This is a genomic window from Streptomyces sp. NPDC059994 (genome assembly GCF_042737755.1).
Taxonomy (GTDB): Bacteria; Actinomycetota; Actinomycetes; order Streptomycetales; family Streptomycetaceae; genus Streptomyces.
Window position 1 is genome coordinate 45,091 of the sequence record NZ_JBHWUR010000017.1, and the last position, 26,986, is coordinate 72,076.

The window sequence follows — 26,986 nt, forward strand, 5'->3', positions numbered from 1 at the left end:
CGACAGCTCACGATCAGTGACTCCCCCGAGAAACCGGCGTCCCGGGGAACCGATGTCCTGAGAACTCATTGACTTCCTGATCCACACTCAGGCGATCACGCCGTCCCGGCGCAGCGCTGCTGTCAGCTCCTCTGTCATCCCCAGGGCTCGCAGCAGCGCTTCGGTGTGCTCGCCCAGCGCCGGCACCGCACCCATCCTCGGCTCGGCGCCGCCCGGCAGAACGACCGGCGGCAGCGGCGCGCGCAGCGGCCCCACCGCCGAGTCCACCTCCCGCAGTGGGGTCTCCCCTGCTCACGCAGAGCTTGGGGAAGGTCGCGCGCCGCGAGCTGTGGATGCGCGGCGACCTCCGTGACCGTGTTGAGCCGCGCGCACGCGATGCCCGCGGCCTCCAGGCGCCGATCGCCTCGGCGGCGGTCATCCCGGCCAGCGCCTCACCGACCGCCTTGTCCGTCTCCGCCCGGTGCGCGGCCCGTGCGGTGTTGGTCGCGTACGCCGGATCTTCGGCCAACTCCGGTCGCCCCAGGACCTGTTCGGTCAGCTTCCGCCACTCGCGGTCGTTCTGTACGGAGAGCAGCACCTGGCCGTCCGCCGTCGCACAGGCGTTGTACGGGGCGATGACGGCGTGCGCGACCCCGGTGCGCGCCGGTTCCGTCCCCCCGTGCATCACATGGTGCAGGGGATGCCCCCAGCCACTCCGCCAGCGACTCCAGCATCGAGATCTCCACCGGGCCGCCCCGGCCGGTCGTACCCCGGGCAGCAGCGCCGCGAGAACGCCCGAGTAGGCGTACATGGCGGCGGCGATGTCTGCGGCCGGGATCCCCGCCTTCACGGGCTGCTCCGGCGTCCCCGTCACGGAGACCAGACCGGCCTCGTACTGGACGAGCATGTCGTACGCCCGCTTGTGCGCGTACGGCCCGTCGGCCCCGTACCCCGATATGTCGACCGCGACCAGCCGGGGGTGGGCGGCGCAGAGCGTGGCCGCGTCCAGGCCCATCCTCGCCGCGGCCCCGTGCGCCAGGTTCTGCACAAACACATCGGCCCCGGCGATCAGCCGCCGCAGGACGTCGAGCCCGCGCGGGTCCTTCGGATCGAGGGCGATCGACTCCTTGCCCCGGTTGCACCAGACGAAGTGCGAGGCGAGGCCACGGGCGGCGGTGTCGTAGTGCCGGGCGAAGTCGCCGCCGTCGGGCCGCTCGACCTTGATCACCCGGGCGCCGAGATCGGCGAGCATGGGGGTCCCCCCTGCTCCTTGAGAGCTTGGGGGAGGGGGGCGAACGGGGCGGAGACGGCCTGTTCCACGGCGACGACCGTGATCCCGTCGAGGGGAGGGGCTGCGGAGTGCTCATGGGGCCGTGCTTATCGTGGCCGGACCACTTTTGTCACGGGTCTGCTTGTGGATCAGAGGAGGGCCAGCTGGCCGTCCGGGCCCTCTTCGTGATGGTCGAGTACGGAGGCGGGGCGGCGGGCCGCCGGTGGTACGGGCAGGACACGCGCCTCGACGAGCCGGTCCCGGGCGAGACGGGGCCCGTCGGCCAGCTCCCGCTGCCGCGGCCGCAGTTCGTCGAGCAGGGCCAGCACGGTGATGAGCTCAAGGAGCTCGGAGGTCCACTCCTGCGGCCAGGAGGCGGGCCGGACGGCCTCCAGGGTGCCGGGCTCGCCGCTCTCGGTCCGCTGCTCGAACCACAGCTCCAGTACGCGTACGCCGCTCACCTCGAACTCCCAGGCGCCCGGCGGGACGGGGGAGATCCGGCCCTCGCCGAGGTACAGGCTCTCGTCCTCCGGGTCGTACCGCAGGGTGTCAGGCCGGGCCGGGATCGCGGCCCGTACATACGGCCGCCGTCCGCCGGGCAGCCGGGGCTTCTCACCACCGCGCGCCCCGCGCACGGTCAGCTCGACGATCCGGTGCCCCAGCCCGACGCCCCGCTCCCAGAGCAGCGGGTCGGCGGTGAGCGGCAGCACGCACCCGGCGGGCGAGGGCTGCGCGGCCGCCACGATCCAGGCGAGCAGGTCCTCGGGGGTGACGTCGTGTCCGTACGCCTTGCCGAGGAAGGGGAGCAGGCCCGGGGTGAGGTTGGGTTCTGTGGCGCCCGGGCGGCGGTAGAGGGGGCGGATCCGGCCCGGGCGGCCTGCGGGGGAGCGGCCGTCGGGGAGCAGGGCGGAGACGGTGAGGGCGGGGCCGCCGGCCTTCGGCAGGTACCCCTGCTCCACGACGAACACCTGCCGCTCGTCGGCGACGCGCCACAGCTCCGGGCGGGCGGCGTCCAGGAGGCGGTGATCGGGTATCAGCCACTGCTGGTCGAAGGGGCCGTGGGTGAAGCGGAGGGGGGTGGGGCAGGGGCCGGACTCCAGGGCCAGGGGGGCGGTGCTGGTGGGGCGGAGGGGGAGGGCGGCGACGCGGGTGTGGAGGGTGCGGGTGCGGGTGGGGCGGAAGAGGTGTTCGCGGGTGGTGCTGTCTGCTTGGACGAGGGCGTTCCAGCGGGTTCTGAGCGTGCGGTCGTCGGGGGCGGTGACCCAGGTTCGTCCCGGGCGTAGGGGCGCCACGGACCACGGCATCAGGGCGTCGAGCGGCTGCAGGTCGTCACTCACGGGGGGCAATGCTAGGCGTCCGACGGGTGGTTGTGCCCCCACCCGCCCGTTCCCTCAAGCCCTGGGCGGGCGGCCGGGTGGGGGGTTGAGGCTCGCTTCCCGGGGGCGCTGCCCCCGGACCCCCTCGGTTCGTCCGCGGGTTCGGCGGGGGCTGGTCGCGCAGTTCCCCGCGCCCCTCAAGGCAGGCCGAAGGGGGCCCGGCCACATTTCAGCCCTCCGGCGCTTGAGGAGCCGGGGGGCAGGGAGCGAAGCTCCCGCCCCTTCTGGAGCGGGGGGCTGTGACATGTGCGGCGCCGCCGCGTGGGCGCGACCAGCCACATACGGCCCGCAGACGAACGGGCACGGGGCGCAGCCCAGGTAACCGGCCCACCCTCGTGCCGGGGGCCGGGGCGGGCCCCGAAAGCGGGGTGCCGGGGCCGCGGGCCCGTCCCGGGGGTCCGGGGGCGGAGTCCCCGGGACAACCACCTTCACCCCCACCCACCCCCGGAGGCCACGCGGCGGAGCCGCGCATGTCACCTCGGGAAGGGGCGGGGTGGGGGACAGATCAACGGGCCTCCACCGTCACCGAGAACGAGAACCGGTCCCCCCGGTACCGGATGCGGGCGACGTCCACCACCCGGCCCGCCGCGTCGTACGTCACCCCCGTGTAGTGCAGGATCGGCGACAGCAGCGGCACCTCAAGGAGTTCCGCCGTCACCGGATCCGCCAGCCGAGCCTCCACCGTGTCCGTGATCCGGCTGATCCGCACCCCCACCGTGTCCCGCAGCACCTTCGTCATGGGCCACCGTTCGAGGTCGGACACGTCGATCCCGGCCGCGAGCTCCGGACGTACGGCGTTCTCCGCCCAGTTGGTGGGCTCCCCGCTCTCCCCGTCCCGCCGCAGGCGCCGGTAGGAGACGACCGACGCGCAGTCGGGGAAGTACTCCGCGAGTTCCCCCGGCACCGGTTCCGGCCCGTGCCCGAGCACCGTCGTCGGCTCGCCCGACTGCTGCGCCACGATCGCGTCGATCGAGCCGAGCAGCCGCACCGGCGCCCCGCGCCGCGCGGCCGGCTCGATGAACGTGCCGCGCCGCCGGTGCCGGGTGATCAGCCCTTCCTCCTCCAGCTCCTTCAGCGCCTGCCGCATGGTCAGCACGCTCACCCCGTAGTGCGCGGCCAGCCGCTCCTCGGTGGGCAGCCGCAGCGAGGCGTCCGGGGTGCGGCCGAGTATCGACGCGCGCAGGGACTGCGAGACCTGGTACCAGAGCGGCAGCTTGCGGTTGAGGACCAGCGAGTCGGGAGCGAAGGAGGAGGCCGGGGGAGTGGGGGAGGGGGTCGAGGAGGTCACGGGGATTCCGTATCAGGCTCTGGGGCGAAGCGGAAGGTACTGATCAGGATCCGGGAGGCCGGGGGGCCGGCGCAGCCCGGTCCGGACGAGCGAGCGGGGCCCGGCAGCACCGGCCGGGGGAGCAGGCCGGGCGCAACCGGCAGCACCCGCGCCGGTAGGCGATCCGAGTCCGGCAGCACCTGCCCGGGCAAGCGGCGCCGGGCTCGGCAGCACCCGCGCCGGTAGGCGATCCGAGTCCGGCAGCACCTGCCCGGGCAAGCGTCGCCGGGCCCGGCAGCACCCGCCCCGGCAGGCGAGCCCGACCCGGCAGCACCCCGCCCGGCAAGCGAGCCGAGCCCCGCCCCCCCCCGCATCACGCGCGGAAGTGGCGCTCCAGCCCCCGCCACACCTCGTCGTACCCCCGCTGCAGATGCTCCGCCGACGCCGCCTGTTCCGTCGCCGTCACCGGCCACCGGGTCTCGAACATGAACGCGAGGCCGTCGTCGATCTTCTGCGGCTTCAGTTCCGCCGCGCTCGCCTTGTCGAACGTCTCCCGGTCGGGGCCGTGCGCCGACATCATGTTGTGCAGCGAGCCGCCGCCGGGCACGAACCCCTCCGCCTTGGCGTCGTAGGCGCCCTCGATCAGGCCCATGTACTCGCTCATCACGTTCCGGTGGAAGTACGGCGGCCGGAACGTGTCCTCGCCCACCAGCCAGCGCGGCGCGAAGACGACGAAGTCGACGCCCGCGAGGCCGGGGGTGTCCGACGGGGAGGTGAGGACCGTGAAGATCGACGGGTCCGGGTGGTCGTACGAGATCGTGCCGATGACGTTGAAGCGGCGCAGGTCGTACACGTACGGGACGTGGTTGCCGTGCCACGCGACCACGTCCAGCGGGGAGTGGTCGTACCGCGCCGACCAGAGGTTGCCGCAGAACTTGTTCACCACCTCCACCGGGCCCTCGACCTCCTCGTACGCCGCGACCGGCGCCAGGAAGTCGCGGGCGTTGGCGAGGCCGTTGGCGCCGATCGGGCCGAGGTCGGGGAGCTGGAACGGCTGGCCGTAGTTCTCGCACACGTAACCGCGGGCCGTCTCGTCAAGGAGCTCGACCCGGAAGCGCACGCCGCGCGGGATCAGTGCGACCTCGCCGGGGCGGGCCGCGAGCAGGCCGAACTCGGTGCGCAGCAGCAGTCCGCCGTGCTCGGGGACGATCAGCAGCTCGCCGTCCGCGTCGCTGAAGACCCGGTCCATGGGGGCGTTGGCGTGGTAGAGGTGCACCGCCATGCCGGTGCGCTGGGTGGCGTCGCCGTTGCCGCCCAGCGTCCACAGGCCCGCCAGCCAGTCCGTGCCCTGCTCCGGCTCGGGCAGCGGGTTCCAGCGCAGCCGGTTGGGGTCGGGCACGGCCTCGGTGAAGGGCGCGCTGCGCAGCCGGCCGTTGTCGGTGCGGACGAAGGCGGGGTGCGCGGCCGACGGCGTGATCCGGTACAGCCAGGAGCGGCGGTTGTGCGCCCTCGGCTCGGTGAACGCGGAGCCGCTCAGCTGCTCCGCGTAGAGCCCGAGGGGGGCGCGCTGCGGCGAGTTCCGGCCATGCGGCAGGGCGCCGGGAACCGCCTCCGAGCTGTGCTCGTTGCCGAACCCGGGAGAGTACGTCAGCGCCTCCGCCGTCTTCCTGGCCTGCTCGCTGCTGGTCGTCATCTACCGCTCCCGCCGCCGAAGAATCCTGCAATCCTATGGGTCACCGTAGGATTCAGATGCGACCGCGTCAACGGCAAAACCGGCCGGGAGCGGCATGATGGGGCCCGTGCCCCATGCGAACCTCCGCCGCGCACCGGTGCAGCAGCGCAGCGCCGAGCGCCTCAGCCGCATCCTGGACGCCTGCGCCGAGCTCCTGGACGAGACCGGTTACGACGAGCTCTCGACCCGGGCCGTCGCCCAGCGGGCCGGGGTGCCCATCGGCTCGGTCTACCGCTTCTTCAGCAACAAGCGGGCGCTCGCGGAGGCGCTCGCCGCCCGCAATCTGGACCGGTTCGCGGAGATCGTCGGTGCCCGGCTCGTCACGATCGAGGCCGAAGACTGGCGCGGGGCGATCGACGCGGTGCTCGACGAGTACCTGGTCCTGAAGAAGACCGTGCCCGGGTTCAACCTGGTCGACTTCGGCGGCCCGCAGCCGGTCGTCGACCCCGCCACCGACGCCAACCACCTCCTGGCCGACCGGCTCGCCGAGCTGCTTCCGGCCCAGTTCGGCCGCGCCCCCGACGCCGAGCTGCGCCGGACCATCCTGGTCGCGGTGGAGGCGGCGGACGCCCTGCTGCGGCTCGCCTTCCGCACCGACCCGGACGGGGACCCGGGCATCGTGTCCGAGACCCGGGCGCTGCTGCACGCGTATCTGGCCAGGACCCTGGGCTGAGCCCTCGGCCACGGCGCGGCGGCAACGGTCCTCCTCGGCCCTCGGGGTTTCCCAGTCCCCGGTGCTCCCGAGCACCCCGGTGCTCCCGAGCACCCCGGTGCTCCTCAGCCCTCGCCACCATGCCTACCGGTCGGTATGCTCAAAACCGCCCGCGCGTCACCACCCGCCGCCCCCGGGGAGGACCCCCCATGTCCGCACTCCGCATCTGCCCCCTCTGCGAAGCCACTTGCGGGCTGACCCTGACCGTCGAGGGGACCCGGGTCACCGGTGCCCGCGGCGACCGGGACGATGTGTTCAGCCAGGGGTTCATCTGCCCCAAGGGCGCCTCCTTCGGCGAGGTCGACAGTGACCCCGACCGGCTCACCGCGCCCCTGGTCCGCCGCGGCGGCAGGCTGGAGCAGGCGACTTGGGACGAGGCGTTCGACCTGGTCGCCGCGCGGCTGCGGCCGGTGGTCGAGACGTACGGCGCCGACGCCGTCGGGGTCGTGCTCGGCAACCCCAACGTCCACACCATGGCCGGGGCCCTCTACCCGCCCGTACTGCTCGGCGGGCTGCACACCCGCAGCCTCTTCACCGCCAGCACCCTCGACCAGATGCCCAAGCACGTCTCCAGCGGGCTGCTCTTCGGCGACCCGTTCGCCATCCCGGTGCCGGACCTCGACCGCACGGACCATCTGCTGCTGCTCGGCGCCAACCCCCTGGAGTCCAACGGGAGCCTGTGCACCGCGCCCGACTTCCCCGGCAAGCTCAAGGCGCTGCGCCGGCGCGGTGGCACCCTCACGGTCGTCGACCCGCGCCGCACCCGTACCGCCAAGCTGGCCGACCGGCATCTGGCCCCGCGGCCCGGTACCGACGCGCTGCTGCTCGCCGCGCTCGCCCATGTCCTCTTCGAGGAGGAGCTGACCTCGCTCGGGGAGCTCGCGGACCGGGTGGAGGGGCTGGCCGAAGTCCAGGAGGCCGTACGGGAGTTCACCCCCGGGGCGGCCGGGGCGGCCTGCGACCTCGACCCGGACGAGATCCGCGTCCTCGCCCGGGAGCTCGCGGCCGCGCCCACCGCCGCCGTCTACGGCCGCATCGGCAGCTGCACGGTGGAGCACGGCACCCTCGCCAGCTGGCTCGTCGACGTCCTCAACATCCTCACCGGCAATCTGGACCGGCCCGGCGGCGCGCTGTTCCCGCTCTCCGCCACCGACCGCGCCCCGCGTCCGGCCGGGCCCGGCAAGGGGTTCGAGATCGGCCGCTGGCGCAGCCGGGTCGGCGGCCACCCGGAGGCCAAGTCCGAGCTGCCGGCGGCCGCGCTCGCCGAGGAGATCGAGACGCCGGGCGAGGGGAAGGTCCGGGCGCTGATCGTCTGTGCCGCCAACCCGGTGCTCTCCGCCCCCGACGGCGACCGGCTCGACCGCGCCCTGGCCGGGCTCGACTTCATGGTCAGCGTCGACCCGTACCTCAACGAGACCTCGCGCCACGCCGACGTCGTACTGCCCCCGCCGCCGCCCTCGCAGAGCGCCCACTTCGACTTCGCCTTCAACGCGCTCGCCGTGCGCAACCAGGTCCGCTACACCCGGCCCGCCGTACCGCTCGCCGAGGACAGGCTGGACGAGTGCGAGATCCACGCCCGGCTCGTCCTCGCGGCGACCGGTATGCACGGCGCCCCGGCGGACGCCGTGGACGCGATGGTCGTCGACCGTACGCTGGGCAAGGCCGTGGCCGACCCGCACTCGGCCGTGCACGGACGCGATCCGAAGGAGCTCGCCGCAGCGCTGACCGGGGAGAACGGTCCCGAGCGGCGGCTCGACATGATGCTGCGGCTCGGCCCCTACGGCGACGGCTTCGGCGCCGCCCCGGACGGCCTCAGCCTGGAGCGGGTCCTCGCCCATCCGCACGGTATCGACCTCGGCCCCCTGGAGCCCCGGCTGCCGCAGGTGCTGCGGACCCGCAGCGGGCGGATCGAGCTGCTGCCCGCACCGGTCGCCGGCGATCTGCCCCGGCTGCGCGCGGCCCTCGGCGCCCGCCCGGACGGGCTCGTCCTGGTCGGCCGGCGCCATCTGCGCTCCAACAACAGCTGGCTGCACAACATCCCGTCCCTGAACGGCGGTTCCAATCGCTGCACCCTCCAGGTACACCCCGAGGACGCGGCGCGCCTCGGTCTGCGCGACGGCGATCCCGTACGCGTCAAGGCGGACGGCGGCGAGGTGGCGGCGCCCGTGGAGATCACCGACTCCGTCCGTACGGGTGTGGTCAGCCTTCCGCACGGGTGGGGGCACAACCGCCCCGGGACCCGGCTCGGGGTCGCCGCGGGGCAGCCCGGGGTCAACGTCAACCAGCTGCTCGACGGCTCGCGCCTGGACCCGCTGTCGGGGACGGCGGTGCTCAACGGTTTCCCGGTCGAACTGGTCGCACTTCGTTGACCTGGGGTTTTGCTCGTATTGCTCACGTGTCAACATCTTGTTAACGCCGGAAGGGCCGACCTAACGTCATCCCACCGCCAGCCCCCTGGTGGGAGTTCAAGGGTGAACGTTAGGTGTCCTCCATGCTGACCGTCCTCGGCTTCACCATGATCGCGACCTTCCTGGTTCTGATCATGCTGAAGAAGCTGTCGCCCATCGCGGCGCTGGTTCTGATCCCCGCCCTCTTCTGCGTCTTCGTGGGCAAGGGCGCCCATCTCGGCGACTACGTGGTCGACGGCGTGGGCAAGCTGGCGCCGACCGCCGCGATGCTGATGTTCGCGATCATCTATTTCGGCGTGATGATCGACGTCGGCCTCTTCGATCCGATCGTCCGGGGCATCCTGCGGTTCTGCAAGGCCGACCCGGTGCGGGTGGTCGTCGGTACGGCGGTGCTCGCCGCGATCGTCTCGCTCGACGGCGACGGCTCGACCACCTTCATGATCACGGTCTCCGCGATGTATCCGCTCTACAAGCGGCTGAAGATGAGCCTCGTGGTGATGACCGGAGTCGCCGCCACCGCCAACGGCGTGATGAACACCCTGCCCTGGGGCGGCCCGACCGCCCGCGCCGCCACCGCCCTCAAGCTCGACGCGTCCGACATCTTCGTCCCGATGATCCCTGCGCTCGCGGTCGGCCTGGTGGCGGTCTTCGTCCTCGCGTACGTCCTCGGCCGCCGCGAGCGCAGGCGGCTCGGCTACCTCACGCTGGACGAGGTCCTGGAGCCGGAGAGCGAGACGGTACTGGTGGCGGCGGGCGGCTCCGAGCCGCCGCGCCCGAACGCGGGCGGCGGGTCGGACCAGGATCTGCCCGAGGCGCCCGAATTCCAGGGGCTCGACCCGAAGCGCGCGACCCTGCGCCCCAAGCTGTACTGGTTCAACGCGGCCCTCACCGTGGTGCTGCTCACCGCCATGATCATGGAGTGGCTGCCGATCCCGGTGCTGTTCCTGCTGGGCGCGGCGCTCGCGCTCACCGTCAACTTCCCGCACATGCCGGACCAGAAGGCCCGGGTCGCCGCCCACTCCGACAATGTCGTCAACGTGGCGGGCATGGTCTTCGCCGCGGCCGTCTTCACCGGTGTCCTCAACGGCACCGGCATGGTCAAGCACATGGCGGACTGGCTGGTCGGCGCCGTCCCCGACGGCATGGGCCCGCACATGGCGCTCGTCACCGGCGTCCTGAGCCTGCCGCTCACGTACTTCATGTCCAACGACGGCTTCTACTTCGGCGTCCTGCCGGTCCTCGCGGAGGCCGGTGCCGCGCACGGCGTCTCCTCCGTGGAGATCGCCCGCGCCTCGCTGGCCGGACAGGCGCTGCACATGTCGAGCCCGCTCGTTCCCGCCGTGTACGTCCTGGTGGGCATGGCCAAGGTCGAGTTCGGCGACCACACCCGGTTCACGGTGAAGTGGGCGGCGCTCACCTCGCTGGTGGTCCTCGGCGCGGGCATCCTCTTCGGGATCATCTGAGGCGGCCGGGACACAGGGCGCGGACACCGGCGCGCTGCGCCGGACGGGCGATATCCAACGGCCCGTCCGGCGCCGCTCCGCCGTTTCGCCGTGCGGGTGTGAAAGAGAGTCAGATGAAAGGTCGATTTATATGACAATCTGACTCAAAGGAAAGCGCATGCCTGCCACCTCACCCCCGCGTCCCACCGTCCGCCGCCCTGCCGTCACCGCCGCCGCGGCCCTCGCCCTCGGGCTCACGGGAGCCGCCCTGGCCGGGGCGCCCGCCGCACACGCCGCCCCCGGCGACAACGGCGACGTGAAGATCCACAACCTGGGCACCCCGTTCACCGACCAGCGCAACGAGCCCAAGGTCTGCGGGTTCTACCTCGACGGGTTCAACTTCGACACGGGCCAGAACATCAGCTGGTCCATCCAGACGCAGCCCCTCAGGGCGGGCGGCGCGACCCTCAGCGGCACCATCGCCCTCCCCACCGGCGCCGGCCACACCGTGCCGCTCACTCTCCCGGACGGGCAGTACAAGCTCACCTGGAACATCGTCGGCGGCAACGGCGCGGGCAAGCACAAGGTCTTCAAGGTCGACTGCGCCCCCGTCGGCACCAGCTCGGGCGGTGCGACCGGCGGCTCGACCGGCGGCAGCGGCGGCCCCCACGGCGGGCCGAACGCCGGCGGCGGCGGGCTGGCCGGCACCGACGGCTTCACCGACGGCGTCTCGCCGGCCGCGGGCATCGCGGCCCTCGGCCTGGTCGGGATCTCCGGGGTGCTCTTCGTCCGACGGCTGCGCCGCCGCCGCCATGGCGCCGCGTAGAGGTTCCCCCAGGCCCTTCCATCGCACCCGCGCCTACCGGCTGACGCGGACGGCGGCGCTAACCGCGACCCTGGTCGTCGGCGGCGTCTGGTGGGCCCAGGACGACGGGTCGGTCGCACCGGTCGCCATGGGCGCCGTGGGGGCCGGGGGCGCGGCGACGCCCTCGGCCCCCACCGGGGCCGACGGGGACAAGCAGGCCCCGGGGCCGCCGGGCGCCAGGCCACCGGCCCCGGCCGGGCCCGGCAGGCTCACCGGGCCCACGGCGACCGCCCGCCCGCCCCGGCCGCTGCCGCCGTCCAGGGCGACCGGTCTCGCCATCCCGTATCTGAGCCTGAAGGCGCCGGTCATCGGCCTCGGGCTCGACCAGGGGCGGCGCCTGGCCACCCCGCCGGTCGACAACCCCAAGCTGGTCGGCTGGTTCCAGGGCGGGCCCACCCCGGGCGAGACCGGCACCGCCGTCGCCGTCGGCCACCGCGACACCCGCACCGGGGCGGCCGTCTTCGCCAACCTCTCGGTGCTGCGGCCCGGCAGGCTCGTCGAGGCCCGGCGCGCCGACGGCCGGACCGCGGTGTACACGGTGGACGCGGTCCGCAAGTACGACAAGGCGCACTTTCCCAACGAGGAGGTGTACGGCCCGCGGAACCGGCCGGAGCTGCGGCTGATCACCTGCGGCGGCAGGTTCGACCGCAAGAAGGGCTATGAGAGCAACGTCGTCGTCTTCGCCCATCTGACCGCCGTCCGGGGCCCGGGCCGGACCGCATAACCTCCTCCTGACGCCCGGGGACTGGCCGGGCGGCCCCTGGTGCCGGAAAACTACCGGCGCTAGTTTGGGTCCCCGGACCCAGACGCAGGACCCCAGGCTCAGGAGGAGCGCGATGAACGCCCACGACGGGATGTACATAGGCGGCCGGTGGACGCCCGCTGCGGGCGGCGACACGATCGCCGTGGTGAACCCGGCGGACGAGCAGGTCATCGCCCACGTCCCGGCGGGCACCGCCGAGGACGTCGACGCGGCGGTGCGCGCGGCCCGCGCGGCGCTGCCGGGCTGGGCCGCGACCCCGCCCGCCGGGCGCGCCGCCCTGATCGCCGCCCTGCGGGACCGGCTCGCCGCCCGCAAGGACGAGATCGCCGCGACCGTGACCGCCGAGCTCGGCGCGCCCGAGCAGTTCGCCCAGCAGGTGCACGTCGGCCTGCCGATCGCGGTCGCCGGTTCGTACGCCGAACTCGCCGCCTCGTACGGCTTCGAGGAGCGGATAGGGAACTCCACGGTCTTCCACGAGCCGGTCGGCGTGGTCGGCGCGATCACGCCATGGAACTACCCGCTGCACCAGATCGTCGCCAAGGTGGCCCCCGCCCTCGCGGCGGGCTGCACGGTCGTGCTCAAGCCCGCCGAGGACACCCCGCTCACCGCACGGCTCTTCGCCGGGGCGGTACACGAAGCCGGGCTGCCCGCAGGGGTGTTCAACCTGGTCACCGGACTCGGCCCGGTCGCGGGCCAGGCGCTCGCCGAGCACGACGGAGTCGACCTCGTCTCCTTCACCGGCTCGACGGCCGTGGGCCGGCAGATCGGCGCCACGGCGGGTGCGGCCGTCAAGCGCGTCGCCCTGGAGCTGGGCGGCAAGTCCGCCAACGTCATCCTGCCCTCCGCCGACCTGGCCAAGGCGGTCGCCGTCGGCATCGCCAACGTGATGAGCAACGCGGGTCAGACGTGCAGCGCCTGGACGCGGATGCTGGTCCACACCGACCGGTACGAGGAGGCGGTCGAGCTCGCCAGGGCCGCCGTCGCCAAGTACCCGGCGGGCGACCGCGTCGGCCCGCTGGTCAGCGCCAAGCAGCGGGAGCGGGTGCGCGGGTACATCGCGAAGGGCGTCGAGGAGGGCGCCCGACTCGTCGCGGGCGGCGCCGAGGCCCCGCTGGAGCAGGGGTACTACGTGGCACCGACCGTTTTCGCCGACGTCGCACCCGGTATGACCATCGCCCAGGAGGAGATCTTCGGCCCGGTCGTCTCGCTCATCCGGTACGAGGACGAGGATGACGCGCTGCGGATCGCCAACGGCACGGTGTACGGGCTGGCGGGCGCGGTCTGGGCCGGGGACGAGGCCGAGGCGGTCGCCTTCGCCCGGCGGATGGACACCGGGCAGGTCGACATCAACGGCGGCCGGTTCAATCCGCTGGCCCCGTTCGGCGGGTACAAGCAGTCGGGCGTCGGCCGCGAGCTCGGCCCGCACGGCCTGACCGAGTACCTCCAGACCAAGTCCCTCCAGTTCTGACGTCTCAGCACTTCTGAGCTTCCGCACTTCTGAACTTCCGTACTTCTGAATCCGGGAGCAGCATCGTGGTCCGCGCCGCAGTCCTTCCCTCCGTCGGCTCCCCGCTGGAGGTCACCGAGATAGAACTCCCCGAGCCCGGCCCCGGCCAGGTGCGGGTCCGCCTCGCCGCCGCCGGGGTCTGCCACTCCGACCTGTCGCTCACCAACGGCACCATGCGCGTGCCGGTCCCCGCCGTCCTCGGCCACGAGGGTGCGGGCACGGTCGTCTCCGTCGGCGAGGGGGTCACCTCGGTGGCGCCCGGCGACGGCGTGGTCCTCAACTGGGCGCCTTCGTGCGGCAGTTGCCACCCCTGCTCGCTCGGCGAGGTCTGGCTCTGCGTGAACGCGCTGACGGGCGCGGGTGCGGTGTACGCGCGCACCTCCGCCGGGACCGAGCTCCACCCCGGTCTCAACGTCGCCGCGTTCGCCGAGGAGACGGTGGTGGCCGAGAACTGTCTGCTGCCGCTGCCCGAGGGCATCCCGCTCACCGAGGCCGCCCTGCTCGGCTGCGCGGTCCTCACCGGATACGGCGCGATCCACCACTCGGCCAAGGTGCGCGAGGGCGAGACGGTCGCGGTGTTCGGCGTCGGCGGCGTGGGCCTGGCCACGATCCAGTCGGCCCGGATCGCGGGCGCCGCCAGGATCGTGGCGGTCGACGTCTCCCCGGCCAAGGAGGAGCTGGCGCGGCGGGCGGGCGCCACCGACTTCGTCCTCGCCTCGGAGACGACCGCCAAGGACGTCCGCAAGCTGACCGGCGGCCACGGGGTGGACGTGGCCGTGGAGTGCGTCGGCCGCGCGGTGACCATCCGTACCGCCTGGGAGTCCACCCGGCGCGGCGGGCGCACCACGGTCGTCGGCATCGGCGGCAAGGACCAGCAGGTCTCCTTCAACGCCCTGGAGATCTTCCACTGGGGCCGTACGCTCTCGGGCTGCGTCTACGGCAACAGCGACCCGGCGCGCGACCTGCCGGTCCTCGCCGGCCACGTCCGGGCCGGGCGTCTCGACCTGGGCGCGATGGTGTCGGAGCGGATCGGGCTCGACGGGATCCCGGCCGCGTTCGACAACATGCTCGCGGGCAAGGGCGGCCGGGCGCTGGTGGTGTTCTAGGGGGCCTTGTCGAGGTCCGGCGCAGCCTCGCGCCCCTTCAGGGGCGCGGGGAACTGCGCGACCAGCCAGCCACGGTCCGCAGACGAAGCACGGTACCCGCGGGAGCGTTCCGTACGCCCGGTGCGGCGCCGGGGGCGGGAGCGCGAGACCGCCACGCCCGCGAGGCAGAGGGCGCCGCCGACCAGGGTGAGCCACGCCGGGACCTCGTCGAGGACCAGCCAGGACATCAGCACCACCAGCGCGGGCACCACATAGGTGGTCGCGCCGAGGCGGCCCGCCGTCGAACGGGCCAGGGCGTACGCCCAGGTCGTGAAGGCGAGCGCGGTCGGGAAGACCCCCAGATAGACCATGTTCAGCGTCGCCGTGAGCGGCGCGTCGGCGGCGTCCGACACCAGCTGCGCGCTGAACGGGAGACAGACCACGGCCCCCACCAGACAGCCGAAGAAGGTCACTTGGAGGGCGCTGGCGTGGGCGAGTGCGGGCTTCTGCGCCACGACACCGGCCGCGTACGTCACCGCCGCGAGCATGCACAGCACCACCCCGAGCACATTGGCGCCGCCGTCGCCGGACATCGACAGACCGACGGCCACCGCGCCCGCGAACGAGACGCCCATGCCCGCCACCAGCCGGGGCGGCAGCCGTTCCCCGAGGAACCGGGCGCCGAGCAGCGCGATGAGGATCGGGCCGATGTTGACGACCATGGCGGCCGTCCCCGCGTCGACCTGCTGTTCGCCCCAGTTGAGCACCACCATGTAGAGGCCGAACCACAGCAGCCCGGAGACGGCTATGCCCCGCCAGGCGGCGCGCGGCGGGAGGCCCTCGCGCCGGGCGAGGAGGAGCACGGCGAGCACGGCGGTGCCCGCGAGCAGCCGGCCCAGGGCGAGCGCCCCCGGGGAGTAGGCGTCACCGGCGCTGCGGATCGACACGAAGGCCGAGGCCCACAGCACCACGGAGACCCCGGCGGCGGCGAGGGCGAGCCGTTCCGAACGGCGCCCGGTGTGCGAGGAGTTCGTCATACGCCGACGGTACGGCCACAACTGTTCGGCGCTCACCGAATTGTTCGGCGCCGCCCTCCGTCGCCCCGGACGCCGCTCACCGCAGGCTCGCCTTCTCGATCCCGAGCAGCTCGGACAGGGCCTCCTCGCCCGCAGGCGTCACCCGGACCGCCCGCTCGGAGCCGATCCGTACGCACCACCCGGCGTCCAGCGCGTGCGCGCACAGCACGGCTCCGGCCACCCCGGCCAGATGGGGGCGGCGCTCGGTCCAGTCCAGGCACGAGCGCACCAGCGGGCGCTTGCCCTTGCGGTCGAGGGCGAGCCCCAACTCCTCGTACCAGCCCACCCCTTCGCGCGTCAGCGCGAACCCGGCGTCCTGGGTGAGCAGCCCCCGTACGGTCATCGCGTCCGTGATGGTCATGCCGAGGCGGCCGGCGAGATGGTCGTAGCAGGTGCGCCCGCGGGCCATCGCGCTGCCCGCGGACGCGGTCCGGAGGTCGCGCGGCCGGGCGGGCGCCGTACGGGCCGCCAGCTCCTCGACGAGGTGGGCGACCCCGGCGTCGGCCAGGCGTACGTACCGGTGCCGCCCCTGCCGCTCCTCGGAGAGCAGTCCGCCCGCCACCAGCTTGCCCAGGTGCTCACTGGCCGTGGAAGGGGCGACCTTCGCGTACCGCGCCAGCTCGCCGGCCGTCCAGGCCCGCCCGTCGAGGAGTGCCAGACAGAAGGCCGCCCGGGTCTCGTCGGCGAGCAGCGCGGCGAACGCGGCCAGTCCGGATCCCCTTGTGGTTGTCATGTCTCCAGGATGCCGCCGTCACCCTTCGGCGGGGGCCGAACCGTGGACGGCGGACCGGCGGGGCTGTGCGTCGTACTGCGTCTGGAGCCCGTCCAGGAGCGCCCGCAGCCCCGTCCCGAACGCGCCCTCGTCGATCTCCTCCTGCCGCTCGGCCAGCAGATGCGCCTGGCCGAGGTGGGGGTAGTCGGCCGGGTCGTACGCCGTCTCGTCGTCCACGAAGCCGCGGGCGAAGGAGCCCAGGGCCGAGCCCATGATGAAGTACCGCATCAGCGCGCCGATGCGGGTGGCCTGCGCGGGCGGCCAGCCCGCCGCGACCATCGCGCCGAACACCGCGTCCGCGAGCCGCAGGCCCGCCGGGCGGCGGCCGGGGCCCTGGGCCAGCACCGGGACGATGTTGGGGTGGCGGGTGAGGACCGCTCGGTAGGCGACGGCCCAGTCGTGCAGCGCGGTGCGCCAGCCCCGGGCGTCGCCCGCCTCGAACATCGACAGGTCGACCTGCGCGGAGGTCGCGTCCGCCACCGCCTCCAGGATCTCGTCCTTGGTGCGGAAGTGGTTGTAGAGGGAGGGCCCGCTGACGCCCAGCTCGGCGGCGAGGCGGCGGGTCGAGACGGCCGCGAGCCCCTCGGCGTCCACGAGCGCGCTAGCCGCGGCGACGATGCGGTCGTGGCTGAGGAGGGGCTTGCGCGGTCGGGCCATGCGGCACATAGTAGGCCTGCGTACGGAAAACTAGCAGTGGTAATTAAATGGAGACCGGGCCGGCCGCCCGACCGGACAACCCGGGGTGCGAGCGACCCCGGGCCGGCCGCCCGACCGGACTACCCGGGTGCGAGCGACATGAACCTGGAGCTGCCGGCATGAACCTGGAGCTGAGCGAGGAGCAGGCCGCGGTACGGCGGCTCGCCGAGGACTTCACCGCCCGCGAGGTCACTCCGTACGCCGTCGCCTGGGACCGCGCCGAGAACGTCGACAGGTCGATCGTGAAGAAGCTGGGCGCGCTCGGGTTCCTCGGGCTCACCATCCCCGAGGAGTACGGCGGCTCCGGCGGCGACCACCTCGCGTACTGCCTGGTGACCGAGGAGCTGGGGCGCGGCGACTCGTCGGTGCGCGGCATCGTCTCCGTCTCGCTCGGCCTCGTCGCCAAGACGCTCGCGCACTGGGGCAGCGAGGAGCAGAAGCGGGCCTGGCTGCCGCGCCTGGCCTCCGGCGAGGCGCTCGGCTGCTTCGGTCTGACCGAGCCCGGCACCGGCTCCGACGCCGGGAACCTCGCCACCCGGGCGGTCCGCGACGGCGGCGACTACGTCATCAACGGCTCCAAGATGTTCATCACCAACGGCACCTGGGCCGATGTGGTGCTGCTCTTCGCCCGCACCAACGACACCCCCGGACACCGGGGCGTCTCCGCCTTCCTGGTGCCGGCCGACACCCCCGGTCTCTCCCGCCGCCCCATCCACGGCAAGCTCGGCCTGCGCGGCCAGGCGACCGCCGAGGTGGTCCTCCAGGACGTGCGCGTCCCCGCCGACGCGCTGCTCGGGCCGGAGGGCAAGGGCTTCTCGATCGCCATGTCCGCGCTGGCCAAGGGGCGGATGTCGGTGGCGGCGGGCTGTGTCGGCATCGCGCGGGCGGCCCTGGACGCGGCGGTCGCGTACGCCGGGCAGCGCGAGCAGTTCGGCCGGACCATCGCGCACCACCAGCTGGTCCAGGAGCTGATCAGCGACATCTCCGTGGACGTGGACGCGGCCCGGCTGCTGACCTGGCGGGTCGCCGATCTCATCGACCGGGGCGAGGAGTTCGCCACCGCCGCCTCCAAGGCGAAGCTGTTCGCCTCCGAGGCCGCGGTGCGCGCGGCCGGCAACGCCCTTCAGGTGTACGGCGGTTACGGCTACATCGACGAGTACCCGGTCGGCAAGCTGCTCCGCGACGCGCGCGTGATGACGCTCTACGAGGGCACCAGCCAGATCCAGAAGCTGATCATCGGCCGGGCGGAGACGGGAGTCTCGGCGTTCTGAGTACGACCTGAGTACGCGAGCGGATGTGGCCCCGGCCACATCCGCCGCATCCTGGGCGCATGAGTGAGACACCGGTCAAGCAGCAGAACACGGCCGCGTACTACGGGCAGGCCGTCGCGTCCTTCGCCGTCGCCATCGGGGCCACGGCCATCGGCATCACCCGGCTCCAGGCCGACGCCTGGGTGCGCGCCTTCCTCGGGATAGCCGTCCTCTACCTCGTCACCTCCGCCTTCACGCTCGCCAAGGTGGTCCGCGACCGCCAGGAGGCCGGGCAGATCGTCAGCCGGGTCGACCAGGCCCGCCTGGAGAAGCTGCTCGCCGAGCACGACCCGTTCCAGAAGCTGTAGGCGCGACCCTAAGCGCTTGCTCACCTTCGGGGTATGGTGTTCGTCCGAAGAAAGGGGCAGGCGATGGACGCGGCTGAGCAGACGGTGGGCGGCGAGGACAAGCCGTGGGGCGAGGTCACGCCCGAGGCCGCCCGGAGGCTGCTCGTCGCCGCCGTGGAGGCCTTCGCGGAGCGCGGCTACCACGCCACGACGACCCGCGACATCGCGGGCCGCGCCGGAATGAGCCCGGCCGCGCTCTACATCCACTACAAGACCAAGGAAGAGCTGCTCCACCGGATCAGCCGGATCGGCCACGACAAGGCCCTGGAGATCCTGGAGACGGCGGCGGACGCCCCGGGAACCGCCGCCGACCGGCTCGACGGCGCCGTGCGCTCCTTCGTACGGTGGCACGCCGGGCACCACATGACCGCCCGAGTGGTCCAGTACGAGCTCGACGCGCTCGGCGCCGAGCACCGCACCGAGATCGTGGGCCTGCGCCGCCGCAGCGACGCCGCCGTGCGGCGCATCCTCAACGAGGGCGTGGCGACGGGCGAGTTCGACGTCCCGGACGTCCCCGGCACCACGCTCGCGGTCCTGTCGCTCTGCATCGACGTGGCCCGCTGGTTCAACACCCAGGGCCGCCGCACCCCGGACGAGGTCGGCGCGCTCTACGCGGACCTGGTGCTGCGGATGGTGGGGGCGCAGCCGAAGTAGCGGCCCGAGGGTCCGCTCAGAAGAAGTACCGGGACACGGACTCCGCCACGCACACCGGCTTCTCGCCGCCCTCGCGCTCCACCGTGACCTTCGCGGTCACCTGTACCCCGCCGCCCGCCTCCACCACGTCCGTCAGGACGGCGGTGGCGCGCAGGCGGGAGCCGACCGGGACGGGGGCGGGGAAGCGGACCTTCTCCGTGCCGTAGTTGATGCCCATCCTCATGCCCTCGACGCGCAGCACCTGCGGTACCAGGGCCGGGAGGAGGGAGAGCGTCAGATAGCCGTGCGCGATCGTCGTGCCGAACGGGCCGGCCGCGGCGCGGGCCGGGTCGACGTGGATCCACTGGTGGTCTCCGGTGGCGTCGGCGAACAGGTCGATGCGGTGCTGGTCGATCTCCAGCCAGTCGCTGTACCCGAGCGGCTCGCCCACTCCGGCCTTCAGCTCGTCGGCGGAGGTGAAGATCCTCGGCTCTGCCATGCCCGGTTCCTGCCTCTCTCGCATGTTTCGGCTGCCTTTGCGCCTCACCTGTCCAAGCGCTTGCTCAGCATGCTGGGGGCGGTGCCCGCTGTCAACGGCGATCGCACCCGCGCAGTAGGGTTCGAGGAGTGCCGCAGATTCCAGAGAAGGTCCATGAGCTCACGGTCGGTCAGCTGTCCGCCCGCAGCGGGGCCGCCGTGTCCGCCCTGCACTTCTACGAGTCCAAGGGTCTGATCAGCAGCCGCCGCACCTCGGGCAACCAGCGCCGCTACAGCCGCGACGTGCTGCGCCGGGTCGCCTTCGTGCGGGCCGCGCAGCGTGTGGGCATCCCGCTCGCCACGATCCGGGACGCCCTCTCCGAACTCCCCGAGGAGCGCACCCCGACCCGCGAGGACTGGGCGCGGCTCTCCGAGACCTGGCGCTCCGAACTCGACGAGCGCATCAAGCAGTTGAACCGGCTGCGCAACCATCTGACGGACTGCATCGGCTGCGGGTGTCTGTCGCTGGAGACCTGTGTCCTGTCCAACCCGGACGACATCTCCGGCGACCGCCTCACCGGGTCGCGGCTGCTGCCCGAGCGCAAGAAGAAGCAGACCCCGGTCAACGCCCCGTCGTGCGAGGCCTGTTAGCGGTCGTACGGCCAGTGGTGCCCCGGCATCGCGGGGGCGGCCCCCTGCGGCCCGCGGCCGCCTCCGCCCCCGCGTGCCTCATGCCACTGATGCCAGCGCTCCGCGCCGTACCGACTTGGCGCGCACCAGCGCCTCGGCGGTCAGCACGGGCTGCGGCACCAGGATTCCGCAGCCCGTGCAGACCGGCCCGCACCACGGATCGTGGGCCAGGTCCCGCTGCCACACCAGCGCCCGTCCGTCGCACACCGGGCAGCCCGCGCCCGGCACCGTCCGCAGGGCCGCGATGATCCGGCCGAGCACCTCGGCCAGCGGCTGCGCCGGATGCACCGACGGATCGTCGCACCAGGCGACCCCGAACCCGCCCCAGGTGCGCCGGTGCCAGTCGTCGAAGGAGCCGGGGTTGCGCAGGCCGGCGTGCTTCTCACGCTTCCTGCGGGCCGCGAACTCCGCTTCGTATCCGAGCCAGACGGCCCGCGCCGCCTCCAGCTCGTCGAGCGCGGCCACCAGCCGCGCAGGATCGGGCGCCCGGTCCTCAGGCCCGATGCCATGCCGCGCACACAGATGGTCCCAGGTCGCCCGGTGTCCATAAGGGGCGAACCGTTCAAGGCACTTGCGCAGCGAATACCGGCGCAGCGCGAGATCGTTCCCTGGGTCGCGCACCTGTCTCGCAAGGCTGCGGAAACCAGCCATGGCCCTGCCACCTCCGTCGCTCGTACTTCGGCGAATGCTCGGCGTCGAGGAATGGACGTACGGCTACCCGATCCGGCTCCATCGAAAATCCGATGGGCCCCATCAGACAGCGCTGACCGGAATCCGTCGCACGCCCCCCGCGTGCTCCGGGCGCCCCGCCTCCGTCGCCCTGTGGGGATTCCGGGAAGGTCACGCACGTTCGGGAAAGGTGACGTGTGTTCATCTTCCCTCCGGCGGTACCCCTCAGTAACCTCCGCCGCATCGGTCCTCACAAGGAGCACGCATGCGACGACCCACCGCACGGCTCAGAACCGCCACCGCCGCCACCGTGATCGCCCTCTCGGCCGCCCTGCTCGCCCCCCTCAGCCAGGCAGGCGCCGCCGAACCCCCCAACAGTGACTACTGCCTCGGGCGGTGTGGTGACATCCTGCCGCCCGGCGAGAACGGCAACGCCACCCTCGTCGAGATCCTCGGCAACAAGGCCTTCGGCACCCATCCCGCGCACAGCGACGACCAGCTCGGCAAGTACGACGCACTCGTCGCCGGCCAGTCCTCGCTCACCGACGACAAGCTCAACTCCTTCTTCAACGACGCCTCGTTCGGGGTGGACAGCGGCCAGGTGGCCTCCACCAGCTCCCCGCGCCCCGACGTCACCATCACCCGCGACAAGGCCACCGGCGTCCCGCACATCAAGGGCACCACCCGCTACGGAACCGAGTTCGGCGCCGGGTTCGCGGCCGGCCAGGACCGGCTCTGGCTGATGGACCTGTTCCGGCACATCGGGCGCGGCGAACTCACCTCGTTCGCGGGCGGCGCGCTCGCCAACCAGGGCCTGGAGCAGGAGTTCTGGCCGCAGGCCCCGTACACCGAGGCCGACCTCCAGACCCAGGTCGACCGGATCCGCACCGCCAACGGCCCGCGCGGCGAGCAGGCGATGACCGACGCGCAGGCGTACGTGGACGGCATCAACGCCTACGCCAAGCAGTCCAAGGACGGCCGGTACTTCCCCGGCGAGTACGTCCTCACCGGCAAGATCGACGCCATCACCAACGTGGGGGAGATCCAGCCGTTCAAGGTCACCGACCTGATCGCGCTCGCCTCCGTCGTCGGCGGGCTCTTCGGCGGGGGCGGTGGCGGCGAGGTGCAGGCCGCGCTCTCGCTGCAGGCGGCCCAGGCCAAGTACGGCGTCGCCGAGGGCACCAAGGTCTGGGAGTCGTTCCGTGAGCGCAACGACCCCGAGGCCGCCCTCACCGTCCACGACGGCACCAGCTTCCCGTACGCCACCAAGCCCGCGAACGCGCAGGGCACCGCGATGCCCGACCCCGGCACGGTCGTGCCCGAACAGCTCGTCTACGACCGCACCGGCTCGGCCGTCACCAAGGCCAGGGCCGAGGTGCGCGTGCCCGAGCAGCTCAAGCCGCTCAAGGGCATCTTCAACAACGGCGCGCTGCCCGGCTTCGACATCGGCAAGCCGCGCGGGATGTCCAACGCGCTGCTCGTCTCCGGCAGCCGCACCGCGAGCGGCAACCCGGTCGCCGTCTTCGGGCCGCAGACCGGCTACTTCGCGCCACAGCTGCTGATGCTCCAGGAGATCCAGGGTCCGGGCATCAGCGCCCGGGGCGCCTCCTTCGCGGGCGTCGGCATGTACGTCCAGCTCGGCCGGGGCCAGGACTACGCCTGGTCGGCCACCTCCGCCGGACAGGACATCACCGACACCTACTCCGTCGAGCTCTGCCAGGACGCGGCCCACTACCTCTACCGGGGCGTGTGCACCCCGATGGAGAAGCTGGAGAAGACCAACGCCTGGAAGCCGACCACCGCCGACAACACGGCCGCCGGCTCCTACCGGATGCAGGTCTGGCGCACCAACTACGGCATCGTCACCGCCCGCGCCACGGTCGGCGGCAAGCAGATCGCGTACACCGCACTGCGCTCGACCTACCGCCACGAGGCCGACTCGATCATCGGCTTCCAGATGTTCAACGACCCCGCCTACGTCAAGGACGCGGCCACCTTCCAGCAGGCCGCCCAGCACGTCGACTACGCCTTCAACTGGTTCTACGCGGACTCCCGCACCGCCGCCTACTACAACAGCGGCAAGAACCCGGTCCGCAACCCCGCCGTCGACCCGTCGCTGCCGATCGCGGCCGACCGGGCCTACGAGTGGCAGGGCTTCGACCCCGCGTACAACACCGCCGACTACACCCCGCCCGCCCAGCACCCGCAGTCCGTCGGGCAGGACTACTACATCTCCTGGAACAACAAACAGGCCAAGGACTACACGGCCGCCGGGTTCGGCAACGGCTCGGTGCACCGGGGCAACCTGCTCGACGACCGGGTCAAGGGGCTGGTCGCGCAGGGCGGGGTGACCCGCGCCGCGCTCACCCGGGCGATGGCGCAGGCCGCCGTCACCGATCTGCGCGGCGAGGACGTGCTGCCCGAGCTCCTGAAGGTCATTCGCAGCGCCCCCGTCACCGATCAGCGACTGGCCACCGCCGTCCAGCAGTTGGAGTCGTGGAAGGCCGACGGGACCCAGCGCCGCGAGACCGCGCAGGGCTCGCACACCTACACCCATCCCGAGGCCGTACGGCTGATGGACGCCTGGTGGCCGCTGATGATCGAGGCCGAGTTCCGGCCGGGCCTCGGGGACGGGCTCTACTCGGCGCTCACGTCGAACCTGTCCACCGACGAGGCGCCGTCGGCCGGGCACGGCCCGACCGGGGCGCACGCCGGATCCGCCTTCCAGTACGGCTGGTGGAGCTACGCGGACAAGGATCTGCGTACGGTGCTGGGGGAGCCGGTGGCGGGGCCGCTGGGCCGGGCGTACTGCGGCGGGGGGCAGCTGTCCGCCTGCCGTGACGTTCTGCTCAACACGCTTGGGCAGGCTGCCGCGAAGACGCCGGCGCAGGTCTATCCCGGCGACGCCGGTTGCGTGGCGGGCAACCAGTGGTGTGCCGACTCGATCGTGCAACGCCCGTTGGGCGGGATCGCGCAGAACGCGATCAACTGGCAGAACCGGCCCACCTATCAGCAGGTGGTCGAGTTCGCGTCGCACCGGTAGCCCGGCTGGAAGTGCGTCTTCCGGCTGCGGACCGAATGTGGCTGGTCGCGCAGTTCCCCGCGCCCCTTGAGGGGCGTACATGGTCGCGGGTTGGTCAGGCGTAGCCGATCCGGCCCGCGGCCAGTACCACCCTCGCCAGTTCCGGATGGCAGATGTCGCTGTGGGCGCCCGCCGGTGGGCCGCCCGCGCGGACCACCGACTCCGCGTTCACGCTCACGCACCCGGAGCCGGGGACGCCGTCCCGCAGCACCTCCGCCAGGGTGAGTTCGGTGCACGGCGCCACCGACTGGATGCCGTCGTGGCCGATCGCCCACCAGCGGCGGTCGAGCTCCAGCATCCCCCGGTAGTCCCCGGCGAGCTTGGACGCCAGCGGGTAGATCACCCCGAGGGCGGTGTCGAAGCGCGAGTAGCAGGAGACCACCGGGCCGTCGACGCGCCGCTGGAGCGCCGCGAGCGCACCTGCCCCGGCGAGCCCCGACGGCAGCCGCTCGGCGAACGCGTAGTGCGAGAAGGCCCCTTCGAGCAGGGTCACCGACTTGATGTTGCGCGCCCCCTCCGGCAACCCCTTCAGCGCGAACGCGACCAGCCGCCCGCCCTGGCTGTGCCCGACCAGATGGACCCGCATCGTGGGTCTGGTCCGGGCGAGCTCGCCGAGCAGCGGCCCGAGCCCGAGCTGGCCGACCTTGCCCGACCGGCGCTTCATCTCGTAGTACGTGGTCTGCCGCAGCACCTCCTTGGCGCCGTCCCACAGGTGCTTGAGCGAGTCGCCGAGCGAGAACGAGGGGCCGGGCGGGCCCGGTTCGACCCGCATACCGGTGTCGGACAGGGCGAGCGTGAACTCCCGGCACAGCCCGAGCGTGTCGTCCGTGAGGAGTGTCGCGCCGCCCGCGCCGTGGTTCACGGTGTCGGCGGCGAATCCGGACGAATCCGCTTCATCCGCCACCAACCGCCGGGTGAGAAGACCGAATTGGCGGAATGCCTCCTCCGAGTCCGGCTGTTCGTCGAGCAGCCGGGCCAGCGCGTCGACGGTCACCTCGTGCCCGGGGAACACCCGCTTGAGCGCGTCCACGGTCGCCGCGTCCAGTCCCGCGCCCGGCTCCACGCCCAGGGGGGCGTGCGGGAAGTTCGGGATGTGCTCGTCGGCGAAGCGGATGGAGGGCCAGACGATGCCCGCGTACCCGAGGCGCACCCGCGCCCCGGCCGGGCCGGACTGGGCCAGCAGGCCGGGGAAGGGGGCGAAGAAGTGGCGGTACAGGGCCGTCGCGATCGACGGGGTGTTGTTCCAGCCGTGCGAGAACATCACCAGATCGGTGACGTTCGGATCCGCGAGGGCCGCGCGCTCGGCCGGAGCGGCGTCGCCGTCCGCGTCGAAGGTGATCTCCCGATATGGCTCGACTCCGATGTCGGGCATGGCGTGGCCCTCCGGTCCGTTCGCTGACGATGGGGCGGGGCTGAGGCCTCACATCGTCCCGCCGGACCGGAGGGCTGACCATACGCAGGACATCGCAGAAAGGATGAGATCGGGGGAGGTCAGAGCCGGTGCGCCGCCGTCACCCGGTGCAGGTGCACCAGTACGTCGAACGAGGGCCCGAGCCGCACCTGGTCGGCGTCCTGGGGCCAGGAGTTGCCGATGGACCGCGTCGGCCGGAAAGTGCCCAGCCAGTCCTTCGCCGGCTTCGCCACCTTGCGCAGATCGAGGTAGTAGTCGCGCGGCGAGACGCGTTCGAGGACCTCCTCGTTGCTGCCCGGCTCGGGCGGCCCGACGGTGAACTCGCGGATCGGCTCGGCCGGGTCGTTGAGGTCGAGGGCGTTGAACGAGCCCTGCCCGAAGGTGAATCCGATGTTCATGTAGGCGGCGCCGACCGCCTCCCGGATGAAGGCGCCCTGCGGCTCCGGGTACTCGCCGCTGAGCGTCGGGGCGTACCCGACATGGCCGTTGTGCGCGGAGAGCAGCATCTTGTGCCCGGTCCGGCGCTGCCACCACACGGTGTTCTCGGCCATGATCCGGTCCCGGTAGAGCCGGGACTCCTTGAGCTGGTCCGCGTCGAAGAAGTCGAATGCCCACATGGCGCCGGTCTGCGCGATGGTGCGCGCGTACTGGAGGATCCAGGCGTGCTCGGCCCGGTCGGGGCCGGGCCGCTGGGCCGCGAGCAGCTCGTAGGCACGGCGCACCTCGTCGGCCTGCCGCCTGCGCTCGGCCTGCGGGCGCTTGAGCGTGCTGTTCATGGTGTCGCCGACGCCCGCGGTGGGCCGGGACGCCTTGTAGAGCGCGGTGACGCGGGGCAGCAGCGCGGGGTAGCGCTTCGCGGTGTACGCGGTCACCTTGGTGAAGGGCTCCGGGCCCGCGTACCCCATGTCGTCGCCCATGAACTGGACCTTGCGGCTGTGGTGCAGGTTGTAGCCGCGCATCCAGCGGATCAGGTCCAGGTACTCCCGGGTCTCCCACATCGCGTACGAGCTCTGGAACTCCTCGCGCACGATCCGCTCGGGGTCGCCCTCGCCGCGCAGCACATAGTCGTTGACGCGCATCCCCGAGGACCAGGCCGTCTCCAGGGCGAAGGTGGTGAAGCCCTTCTTCTCGACGAGGTACTGGAACACGCGCCGCTTGGTCGCGAAGAACTCGTGCGAGTTGTGCGTCGCCTCGCCGAGGCCCACGATGTCCGCCGGGCCGACCATGCGGCCGAGCGGGCGCAGATCGTCGAGTGGGTGCGCCGATCGCGCCAACTGCCGTTCCGGGGTGGGGGGTTCGGTGGCCCGGGCCGCCGGGGTGCCCGCCGTGAACACGCCTAGCGTCAGACCGAGCAGCAGGAGTAAGGCCTGGCGCGGACGGTGGTGTGTGTCGTGGAACAGATGCATGGCCCCAGCCT

The 26,986-nt window shown here is 72.6% G+C and carries 23 protein-coding genes; 12 read left to right on the forward strand and 11 right to left on the reverse strand.

All coding sequences use genetic code 11. From position 1 onward, the window contains the following. Positions 1 to 13: 13 nt before the first annotated feature. The 4 genes from ACFWA7_RS12085 to hmgA form a co-directional block, all read right to left on the reverse strand. Complete coding sequence (locus ACFWA7_RS12085; RefSeq protein WP_385822620.1) at positions 14 to 1,231, reverse strand: CaiB/BaiF CoA transferase family protein; 1,218 nt, start codon at positions 1,229 to 1,231, stop codon at positions 14 to 16. Positions 1,232 to 1,398: 167 nt separating this feature from the next. Next, complete coding sequence (locus ACFWA7_RS12090; RefSeq protein ID WP_385822668.1) at positions 1,399 to 2,553, reverse strand: type ISP restriction/modification enzyme; 1,155 nt, start codon at positions 2,551 to 2,553, stop codon at positions 1,399 to 1,401. A 577-nt stretch (positions 2,554 to 3,130) separates the two neighbouring features. Continuing rightward, complete coding sequence (locus tag ACFWA7_RS12095; RefSeq protein ID WP_385535606.1) at positions 3,131 to 3,913, reverse strand: GntR family transcriptional regulator; 783 nt, start codon at positions 3,911 to 3,913, stop codon at positions 3,131 to 3,133. A 352-nt stretch (positions 3,914 to 4,265) separates the two neighbouring features. Beyond that, positions 4,266 to 5,585: a homogentisate 1,2-dioxygenase gene (hmgA, locus tag ACFWA7_RS12100; protein ID WP_385535604.1), complete on the reverse strand. Its 1,320-nt coding sequence runs from the start codon at positions 5,583 to 5,585 to the stop codon at positions 4,266 to 4,268. Positions 5,586 to 5,682: 97 nt separating this feature from the next. Between hmgA and ACFWA7_RS12105 the strand changes: the two genes are divergently transcribed. The 7 genes from ACFWA7_RS12105 (at position 5,683) to ACFWA7_RS12135 (ending at position 14,427) form a co-directional block, all read left to right on the forward strand. Then, on the forward strand, positions 5,683 to 6,297 hold the full coding sequence (locus ACFWA7_RS12105; RefSeq protein WP_385535602.1) for a TetR family transcriptional regulator: 615 nt from the start codon (positions 5,683 to 5,685) through the stop codon (positions 6,295 to 6,297). 188 nt (positions 6,298 to 6,485) lie between these two features. Further along, complete coding sequence (locus ACFWA7_RS12110; RefSeq protein WP_385822622.1) at positions 6,486 to 8,705, forward strand: molybdopterin oxidoreductase family protein; 2,220 nt, start codon at positions 6,486 to 6,488, stop codon at positions 8,703 to 8,705. Positions 8,706 to 8,827: 122 nt separating this feature from the next. Continuing rightward, on the forward strand, positions 8,828 to 10,207 hold the full coding sequence (locus tag ACFWA7_RS12115) for a CitMHS family transporter (protein WP_385822670.1): 1,380 nt from the start codon (positions 8,828 to 8,830) through the stop codon (positions 10,205 to 10,207). 157 nt (positions 10,208 to 10,364) lie between these two features. Further along, positions 10,365 to 11,012, forward strand: a complete 648-nt coding sequence (locus ACFWA7_RS12120) for a hypothetical protein (RefSeq protein WP_385535598.1) — start codon at positions 10,365 to 10,367, stop codon at positions 11,010 to 11,012. Further along, positions 10,999 to 11,775: a class F sortase gene (locus ACFWA7_RS12125; RefSeq protein ID WP_385535596.1), complete on the forward strand. Its 777-nt coding sequence runs from the start codon at positions 10,999 to 11,001 to the stop codon at positions 11,773 to 11,775. The genes ACFWA7_RS12120 and ACFWA7_RS12125 overlap by 14 nt, the downstream gene beginning before the upstream one ends. 112 nt (positions 11,776 to 11,887) lie before the next feature. Next, positions 11,888 to 13,282 (forward strand): aldehyde dehydrogenase family protein, encoded by a 1,395-nt coding sequence (locus ACFWA7_RS12130; RefSeq protein WP_385535592.1) that lies wholly within the window; start codon positions 11,888 to 11,890, stop codon positions 13,280 to 13,282. Between the two features lie 65 nt (positions 13,283 to 13,347). Further along, positions 13,348 to 14,427, forward strand: a complete 1,080-nt coding sequence (locus tag ACFWA7_RS12135; protein ID WP_385822625.1) for a Zn-dependent alcohol dehydrogenase — start codon at positions 13,348 to 13,350, stop codon at positions 14,425 to 14,427. Here ACFWA7_RS12135 and ACFWA7_RS12140 read toward each other — a convergent pair. From ACFWA7_RS12140 to ACFWA7_RS12150, 3 genes are all read right to left on the reverse strand, one after another. Beyond that, positions 14,424 to 15,443 carry a DMT family transporter gene (locus ACFWA7_RS12140; protein ID WP_385822627.1) on the reverse strand — a complete coding sequence of 340 codons (1,020 nt, stop codon included), beginning with the start codon at positions 15,441 to 15,443 and terminating at the stop codon, positions 14,424 to 14,426. The two genes, ACFWA7_RS12135 and ACFWA7_RS12140, sit on opposite strands and share 4 nt — an antisense overlap. Before the next feature lie 76 nt (positions 15,444 to 15,519). After that, the gene (locus ACFWA7_RS12145) at positions 15,520 to 16,215 is read right to left on the reverse strand and encodes an ArsR/SmtB family transcription factor (RefSeq protein ID WP_385535588.1); all 696 of its coding nucleotides are present in this window, start codon (positions 16,213 to 16,215) and stop codon (positions 15,520 to 15,522) included. 18 nt (positions 16,216 to 16,233) lie between these two features. Continuing rightward, a complete protein-coding gene (locus ACFWA7_RS12150) occupies positions 16,234 to 16,920 on the reverse strand; it encodes a TetR/AcrR family transcriptional regulator (protein WP_385535586.1) in 687 nt (228 codons plus the stop codon). A 149-nt stretch (positions 16,921 to 17,069) separates the two neighbouring features. Between ACFWA7_RS12150 and ACFWA7_RS12155 the strand changes: the two genes are divergently transcribed. The 3 genes from ACFWA7_RS12155 to ACFWA7_RS12165 all read left to right on the forward strand — a co-directional run bounded on the left by ACFWA7_RS12155 (position 17,070) and on the right by ACFWA7_RS12165 (position 19,261). Next, positions 17,070 to 18,221 carry an acyl-CoA dehydrogenase family protein gene (locus tag ACFWA7_RS12155; protein WP_385535584.1) on the forward strand — a complete coding sequence of 384 codons (1,152 nt, stop codon included), beginning with the start codon at positions 17,070 to 17,072 and terminating at the stop codon, positions 18,219 to 18,221. 59 nt (positions 18,222 to 18,280) lie between these two features. Further along, on the forward strand, positions 18,281 to 18,568 hold the full coding sequence (locus tag ACFWA7_RS12160) for a YiaA/YiaB family inner membrane protein (RefSeq protein ID WP_385535582.1): 288 nt from the start codon (positions 18,281 to 18,283) through the stop codon (positions 18,566 to 18,568). A 63-nt stretch (positions 18,569 to 18,631) separates the two neighbouring features. Further along, complete coding sequence (locus tag ACFWA7_RS12165) at positions 18,632 to 19,261, forward strand: TetR/AcrR family transcriptional regulator (protein ID WP_385535580.1); 630 nt, start codon at positions 18,632 to 18,634, stop codon at positions 19,259 to 19,261. 16 nt (positions 19,262 to 19,277) lie between these two features. Here the strand turns inward: ACFWA7_RS12165 and ACFWA7_RS12170 are convergent, their stop codons facing one another. Beyond that, entirely contained in the window at positions 19,278 to 19,739 is a 462-nt protein-coding gene (locus ACFWA7_RS12170; RefSeq protein ID WP_385822629.1) for a MaoC family dehydratase, read from the reverse strand. A 128-nt stretch (positions 19,740 to 19,867) separates the two neighbouring features. Between ACFWA7_RS12170 and soxR the strand changes: the two genes are divergently transcribed. Then, entirely contained in the window at positions 19,868 to 20,368 is a 501-nt protein-coding gene (soxR, locus tag ACFWA7_RS12175) for a redox-sensitive transcriptional activator SoxR (protein WP_385535576.1), read from the forward strand. 78 nt (positions 20,369 to 20,446) lie between these two features. On the opposite strand, the gene ACFWA7_RS12180 is transcribed toward soxR, so the two are convergent. After that, a complete protein-coding gene (locus ACFWA7_RS12180; RefSeq protein WP_385535574.1) occupies positions 20,447 to 21,058 on the reverse strand; it encodes a hypothetical protein in 612 nt (203 codons plus the stop codon). A gap of 283 nt (positions 21,059 to 21,341) precedes the next feature. Between ACFWA7_RS12180 and ACFWA7_RS12185 the strand changes: the two genes are divergently transcribed. Beyond that, complete coding sequence (locus tag ACFWA7_RS12185) at positions 21,342 to 24,119, forward strand: penicillin acylase family protein (protein ID WP_385822631.1); 2,778 nt, start codon at positions 21,342 to 21,344, stop codon at positions 24,117 to 24,119. 94 nt (positions 24,120 to 24,213) lie between these two features. Here ACFWA7_RS12185 and ACFWA7_RS12190 read toward each other — a convergent pair whose 3' ends face one another. Both ACFWA7_RS12190 and ACFWA7_RS12195 read right to left on the reverse strand, forming a co-directional pair. After that, positions 24,214 to 25,530, reverse strand: coding sequence for a serine-threonine protein kinase (locus tag ACFWA7_RS12190; protein ID WP_385822633.1), 1,317 nt, complete (start codon positions 25,528 to 25,530; stop codon positions 24,214 to 24,216). A 119-nt stretch (positions 25,531 to 25,649) separates the two neighbouring features. Beyond that, the gene (locus tag ACFWA7_RS12195) at positions 25,650 to 26,975 is read right to left on the reverse strand and encodes an erythromycin esterase family protein (RefSeq protein ID WP_385822635.1); all 1,326 of its coding nucleotides are present in this window, start codon (positions 26,973 to 26,975) and stop codon (positions 25,650 to 25,652) included. Between the last annotated feature and the right edge of the window lie 11 nt (positions 26,976 to 26,986).

Bases quoted from the DNA above. Each gene is read 5' to 3' on its own strand.
- ACFWA7_RS12085 (WP_385822620.1), bottom strand. From the start codon at position 1,231: ATGCTCGCCGATCTCGGCGCCCGGGTGATCAAGGTCGAGCGGCCCGAC.
- ACFWA7_RS12090 (WP_385822668.1), bottom strand. From the start codon at position 2,553: ATGCCGTGGTCCGTGGCGCCCCTACGCCCGGGACGAACCTGGGTCACC.
- hmgA (WP_385535604.1), bottom strand. From the start codon at position 5,585: ATGACGACCAGCAGCGAGCAGGCCAGGAAGACGGCGGAGGCGCTGACG.
- ACFWA7_RS12105 (WP_385535602.1), top strand. From the start codon at position 5,683: ATGGGGCCCGTGCCCCATGCGAACCTCCGCCGCGCACCGGTGCAGCAG.
- ACFWA7_RS12110 (WP_385822622.1), top strand. From the start codon at position 6,486: ATGTCCGCACTCCGCATCTGCCCCCTCTGCGAAGCCACTTGCGGGCTG.
- ACFWA7_RS12115 (WP_385822670.1), top strand. From the start codon at position 8,828: ATGCTGACCGTCCTCGGCTTCACCATGATCGCGACCTTCCTGGTTCTG.
- ACFWA7_RS12120 (WP_385535598.1), top strand. From the start codon at position 10,365: ATGCCTGCCACCTCACCCCCGCGTCCCACCGTCCGCCGCCCTGCCGTC.
- ACFWA7_RS12125 (WP_385535596.1), top strand. From the start codon at position 10,999: ATGGCGCCGCGTAGAGGTTCCCCCAGGCCCTTCCATCGCACCCGCGCC.
- ACFWA7_RS12130 (WP_385535592.1), top strand. From the start codon at position 11,888: ATGAACGCCCACGACGGGATGTACATAGGCGGCCGGTGGACGCCCGCT.
- ACFWA7_RS12140 (WP_385822627.1), bottom strand. From the start codon at position 15,443: ATGACGAACTCCTCGCACACCGGGCGCCGTTCGGAACGGCTCGCCCTC.
- ACFWA7_RS12145 (WP_385535588.1), bottom strand. From the start codon at position 16,215: ATGACAACCACAAGGGGATCCGGACTGGCCGCGTTCGCCGCGCTGCTC.
- ACFWA7_RS12150 (WP_385535586.1), bottom strand. From the start codon at position 16,920: ATGTGCCGCATGGCCCGACCGCGCAAGCCCCTCCTCAGCCACGACCGC.
- ACFWA7_RS12155 (WP_385535584.1), top strand. From the start codon at position 17,070: ATGAACCTGGAGCTGAGCGAGGAGCAGGCCGCGGTACGGCGGCTCGCC.
- ACFWA7_RS12160 (WP_385535582.1), top strand. From the start codon at position 18,281: ATGAGTGAGACACCGGTCAAGCAGCAGAACACGGCCGCGTACTACGGG.
- ACFWA7_RS12165 (WP_385535580.1), top strand. From the start codon at position 18,632: ATGGACGCGGCTGAGCAGACGGTGGGCGGCGAGGACAAGCCGTGGGGC.
- ACFWA7_RS12170 (WP_385822629.1), bottom strand. From the start codon at position 19,739: ATGGCAGAGCCGAGGATCTTCACCTCCGCCGACGAGCTGAAGGCCGGA.
- ACFWA7_RS12180 (WP_385535574.1), bottom strand. From the start codon at position 21,058: ATGGCTGGTTTCCGCAGCCTTGCGAGACAGGTGCGCGACCCAGGGAAC.
- ACFWA7_RS12185 (WP_385822631.1), top strand. From the start codon at position 21,342: ATGCGACGACCCACCGCACGGCTCAGAACCGCCACCGCCGCCACCGTG.
- ACFWA7_RS12190 (WP_385822633.1), bottom strand. From the start codon at position 25,530: ATGCCCGACATCGGAGTCGAGCCATATCGGGAGATCACCTTCGACGCG.
- ACFWA7_RS12195 (WP_385822635.1), bottom strand. From the start codon at position 26,975: ATGCATCTGTTCCACGACACACACCACCGTCCGCGCCAGGCCTTACTC.